5 protein-coding genes are annotated in these 4852 nt (G+C 61.5%); all 5 read left to right on the top strand.

What is annotated here, in order from left to right; genetic code table 11:
• Nucleotides 1-161: 161 nt before the first annotated feature.
• The 5 genes from BDK63_RS18090 (at nt 162) to BDK63_RS18070 (ending at nt 4640) form a co-directional block, all read left to right on the top strand.
• Nucleotides 162-716 carry a tyrosine-type recombinase/integrase gene (locus BDK63_RS18090; protein ID WP_221202688.1) on the top strand — a complete coding sequence of 185 codons (555 nt, stop codon included), beginning with the start codon at nt 162-164 and terminating at the stop codon, nt 714-716.
• Between the two features lie 266 nt (nt 717-982).
• Nucleotides 983-1195: a helix-turn-helix transcriptional regulator gene (locus BDK63_RS18085; RefSeq protein ID WP_183334516.1), complete on the top strand. Its 213-nt coding sequence runs from the start codon at nt 983-985 to the stop codon at nt 1193-1195.
• A gap of 12 nt (nt 1196-1207) precedes the next feature.
• Nucleotides 1208-1576: a hypothetical protein gene (locus BDK63_RS18080; protein WP_183334514.1), complete on the top strand. Its 369-nt coding sequence runs from the start codon at nt 1208-1210 to the stop codon at nt 1574-1576.
• Nucleotides 1573-3966 (top strand): DUF5906 domain-containing protein, encoded by a 2394-nt coding sequence (locus BDK63_RS18075; RefSeq protein ID WP_183334512.1) that lies wholly within the window; start codon nt 1573-1575, stop codon nt 3964-3966. Before BDK63_RS18080 ends, BDK63_RS18075 begins: the two co-directional genes overlap by 4 nt.
• 431 nt (nt 3967-4397) lie before the next feature.
• Nucleotides 4398-4640, top strand: a complete 243-nt coding sequence (locus tag BDK63_RS18070; protein WP_183334510.1) for a hypothetical protein — start codon at nt 4398-4400, stop codon at nt 4638-4640.
• Nucleotides 4641-4852 lie beyond the last annotated feature (212 nt).

The following is a 4852-nucleotide window of genomic DNA, read 5'->3' as shown; positions in this document are numbered from 1 at the left end:
GCCGACACGGTAGGTGGATGGTGGCAGCGCTGCCACCTCGGGGGTGGGTCAAAAGCGTTGGCCGGTACTGGGTCAATTTACTTGGCCATTAACAGAAGCCGACCAAGGTCAAACCGAAGAAGAACCATCCGGCACTCCCCTATGGGAAGGCCGCCGACTTCATGGCCGACCTTCGCAAGCGGGAAGCCCTCGCCGCTCGTGCGCTGGAATTTGTGATCCTGACCGCCGCTCGATCTGGTGAAGCCCGCGAAGCGACATGGGCAGAAATCGACCTTGAGGAAAAGGTGTGGACCGTGCCCGCTGAACGGATGAAAGCGGGCAAGGAGCATCGGGTGCCGCTGAACGATGCCGCTGTCCAGCTCCTCCGGGACCTCCCCCGGCTCAAGGACACTGAACTGGTGTTCCCGGCTCCTCGTGGCGGTGTCATGTCAGACCAAGCGATGAAGGCAGTAATCAAGCGGATGCATGACGCGAAGGTGAAGGCCGGGGGCAAAGGCTACATGGACCCGAAGCAAGACAAGATCATCACCCCGCATGGCTTCCGCTCGACCTTCCGGGACTGGGCCGCAGAGGTGTCCGAGTATCCCAACGAGGTGGTGGAAATGGCGCTGGCGCACACGATCAAGAACAAGGCTGAGGCAGCCTACCGTCGGGGCGACCTGTTCGAGAAGCGTCAGGGACTTATGGCCGATTGGGCGACCTACTGCGTGGGGTGAGCCCACTTTACATTTTCGGCAAGCGACTGATATACAAGAAAAAGGACTTTACGGAGACGCTGCGAGCCGATACGATACCTAGCAATACCAGCCCCGGGTCCACTGGGGCGAGGTAGCAACACAGAAATGGAGAAGAACGCGCCGCTGGCTCGGTGCTTCCTGTTTCTGTGGTGATCTACCCAAGGGGAAGTGTTCGAGCTGTTCGATTATGCTCGCGCTTCCCCTTCGTCGTTTTGGGGCAGCGCGGACAAGCAGGACTCGCTGCCATGACACAGACAATTACTTCTCCACAAAAGCGCCGCCAAGCGCGCCCCCGCCAAGTCGCTGAATATCTGGGCGTGAGTATCGCCACCGTCTGGCGCTGGGCCGCTGAACGCCAAGACTTCCCTCCCAGCCGCAAGATCGGGCCGCGCGTGACCGTGTTCGACCTCAACGAGATTGACCAATGGGTTGACGCCCAGCAGTCGAACCAGCGTTGAGGAGGCGTCCCCATGAAAAGCAATTCTAGGGCGCGGACAGTCGCGCCAAAACCTGAGCGGGCGCGCTATGTCGCCTGGCTCCTCCGCCTCGATCCTTCCAAGGTCTACCGGATCGCTCCCGATGCGACAGCCGCCGGAAACCAGCATCTTGTTGATTGCGTCTTCGACCAACTCCAACGACTGGTTGAAGAAGCCGCCCGGTTTAAGTCGAAGCCCGGACCGAAGCCGCCACGCTTCCTCTGGTACTTGCGGACCCTAGAGCACTGCTGTGCGGTGATGAGCGGTACGACGGAGCCGCTCCCGCCGAACGAGCATGGCGAGTTCGAGAACAAAGACGGCTACCGCTGCGGGACATATCGCCCCGAAGGGGGTGACGTATGACTGCCGTTCAACACGACACCCCCGCCGCTATCGACTTCCTGCGCCGCTGGTCGCCTGATACAAGCTGGTGCTTAACCGCGATAGTGCCTGACGGCAAGACCGAGACGGCCACCTTCCGACCCAGCGAGGAGGAAAAAGCCGCCACATGGATCGAGGCCCGGCAAGGGGTCAAGAACCTATATTTCCACGTCAATGTGACCCGGGACCGCCACACCTCGAAGCCCAAGAAGCCGGACATGGCCGCATTCCGTGCCCTCCATGTGGACATTGACCCGGCGGCTGGCGAGGACTTCGAGGAGGAGCGCCAGCGCATCGCCGGGATTCTCGGCGACAACCTGCCCGAAGGTATCCCGGCCCCATCGGTGGTGATCGACAGTGGAGGAGGCTTACAAGCGTTCTGGGTCCTCGCCGACCCGTTGCCCATCGACAAGCCCAGCGACGCCGCGCCCGAACCGTGGGCCGATGGCGAAGCCTACAACCGGGGCCTTGAACTGGCCTTCCGCGCTGACGCCTGCCACAACTGCGACCGGCTGATGCGGCTACCGGGAACCGTCAACCTGCCGAACCGGAACAAGGCGAGCAAGGGCCGCATCCCGACGGTTGCCCGTCTCCTGAGCTGGGAAGGGGCGCGCTATCCGCTGGACGCCTTCGAGCCGCTGAAACTTACTGCGAAGCCTGCCCCGCCTGCCACCTCTTCCACACCTACGGCCAGCGGAAAGGCTCCCGCTGTACTAGACCTGGGCGACGGTACGCCGATGGGCACGGAGGAGCTGCGGGAGTGGGCGGAGAAGAACGGCAAGATGTTCAAGGACGCTACGCTGGCCCGGATCGCGACCGGCACCGACCCGCTCGACCCCGACAAGTACCCGTCCCGCTCCGAAGCCCTGTGGTCGGTGGTCTGCGATCTTGTCCGGGCTGACGTTGATGATGGCGTCATCTTTCGCGTGATCACCGGCCCCAACGAGATCGCCGCCAGCGTCCTCGACAAGCCGGACCCGAAACGGTATGCGCTGGACCAGATCGCAAAGGCGAAGACAGAAGCTATCGACCCGACACTGGCCGAGATGAACTCCAAGCACGCCGTCCTGCTACAAGAAGGCGGCAAGACAAGAGTGCTGTCGTGGGAGCGGACTGAGCTGGACGCCAGCCGGCAGGTACCAGTGCTTCAATCCTTCGACGACTTCCGCAACCGCTACATGCATCGGCGGGTCATCGTCGGCACCAACGACAAGGGTCACCCCACCGAGAAGCCTTTGGGCAAGTGGTGGCTGGAGCATCCCGCGCGCCGTGAATACCTCGCCCTGCGCTTCTTTCCGGGACGCCCCGAGGAAATGGACGGCTACCTGAACATGTGGCGTGACTGGGCAGTGACTCCGAGGCCGGGGGACTGGTCGCTGATGCGTGAGCATATCCGCCGGATTCTCGCCAACGGTGACGACGCCTGCGCGGACTATATCGAGTGCTGGGCATCTTGGGCCATCCAGAACCCAGGCGAGCCAGCCGAGGTGGCGCTAGTGCTCAAGGGAGGACGTGGGACCGGCAAGGGCATCTTCGCCCGGGCACTGAAGCACCTGTTTGGCCAGCACGGCTTGCAGGTCAACTCCCCGGCTCAGCTCACCGGGCGCTTCAACGCGCACCTACGGGACTGTTGCTTGCTGTTCGCTGATGAGGCTATCGCTCCCGGAGACAAGGCCGCCGAGAGCGTCCTTAAGGGGCTGATCACCGAGCCTGAGCTGACCATCGAGGGGAAAGGGGTCAACCTTGTTCAGGCCCGGAACCGGCTGCATGTGGTAATGGCCTCGAATGAAGAATGGGTGGTGCCAGCCGGGATTGATGAGCGCCGCTTCGCTGTGTTCGAGGTATCGAGCGAGCACGCCCAGGACAGCGACTACTTCAAGGCCATTGCCGACCAGCTCAAGGGGGGAGGACTCGCCGCGATGCTCCATGACCTCCTGAGCATGGACCTTGGCGACTGGCACCCCCGGCGGAATGTCCCACAGACCGATGCTCTCCATGCGCAGAAGGCCGCCAGCGTCACCGGCGTTGATGCAGTGTTCCTCGACCTGCTGCGGGCCGGTGAGATACCCGCTCGCCGCTGGGTGAACTGCTCCATGCCCTTCATCGCCACATCGGATCTTCGCGACTACGCGCAACAGCGATTGCGCCGCGATGACGTGACCCTCAACGCCGCCAACAAGCTACTGCGTGACCTGGGCTTCGAATACCAAGACCGGAGCCGCCCCCGGGGCTTTGTCCTTCCGCCGCTACCCGAGGCGCGCGCGGCCTGGGATCGTGTACGGATGCCGATGCAGTGGGATGACCTGACGGACTGGGTTGAGCTGGGGGCCAGCGACTACCCAGCGGCACCGGGGGCCAAAAGCCCTTTTTGATGGCCTGACTTGAGGAGTGAAGACAGCGACGGCGGGGGCCTCTCCGTCGTCGCTGTGTCGGTGGTCTACCGACTTTGTGCCTCTACCGACCTTGCCCGATACTTTTTCTGAAGTCGGTAGTGGTTCGAGGCCGTGTCGCTGATGGATCCTCGTGCTAAGTGAACCGACTTACCGACTTTACCGCCCAGTTTTATACGCGAGTCCCGCGTGCCCCGATAGCTCAGGAGGACGACAGGCGTCGGCTACCGGAGTCGGTATTCACTTTTAACCCCCTTCTAGTCGGTAAGGTCGGTAAAGTAGGTAAAAGCCACCAACGACGGGGCTTCTAGCACTACCGACCTTCAACCGACTTACCGACCCACGATAGTCATCTATGGTCAGATTCTCCTGAGCGAGTGAGAATACATCTGCCACCAAGGGAGGAATAGAACATGCTGCGTGTCACATTCGAAGACGGCACTGTGCAGGACTACCGGGAAGATGAAGTCATAGAAATTGAGAACTATCCACCCAGCGATACACCAAAACCTGGATGGGAGCGTACGCGAGACTATCCACCGGAGTACCGCAGGGCCACCCCGCTTCGTGCAAGCGTTCTCACCGACAGGCATCGTGTCCACCTACACAACGGCTTCATCAAAGTTGTAAAGGTCGAAAAGCTCATCGCACCATGAGGAGGCCGCCCGCTCCGCCGCCCTGCTGGGCAGACCAACGCGACCGCGCCGGTTGTACAAGCTCAGACAGTTTGGCGGAGTACTGCTCCGCCGTTGGCCCATATCCCTTTGGAATTATAGCCCGGATATTGCACCGGGCATGAAAAAGGCGGCTGAAAATCGATTATAATTCAAGCTCCTACACAAGAATCAACCGCATCAGCCGCCATGAC

This window comes from Halomonas campaniensis (genome assembly GCF_014193375.1).
Classification (GTDB): Bacteria; Pseudomonadota; Gammaproteobacteria; order Pseudomonadales; family Halomonadaceae; genus Halomonas; species Halomonas campaniensis.
This window is presented reverse-complemented; position numbering and strand designations above follow the sequence as displayed.

What these genes read in the sequence shown, in the direction of transcription:
- BDK63_RS18090 (WP_221202688.1), top strand. Translation starts at nt 162, where the DNA reads ATGGCCGACCTTCGCAAGCGGGAAGCCCTCGCCGCTCGTGCGCTGGAA.
- BDK63_RS18085 (WP_183334516.1), top strand. Translation starts at nt 983, where the DNA reads ATGACACAGACAATTACTTCTCCACAAAAGCGCCGCCAAGCGCGCCCC.
- BDK63_RS18080 (WP_183334514.1), top strand. Translation starts at nt 1,208, where the DNA reads ATGAAAAGCAATTCTAGGGCGCGGACAGTCGCGCCAAAACCTGAGCGG.
- BDK63_RS18075 (WP_183334512.1), top strand. Translation starts at nt 1,573, where the DNA reads ATGACTGCCGTTCAACACGACACCCCCGCCGCTATCGACTTCCTGCGC.
- BDK63_RS18070 (WP_183334510.1), top strand. Translation starts at nt 4,398, where the DNA reads ATGCTGCGTGTCACATTCGAAGACGGCACTGTGCAGGACTACCGGGAA.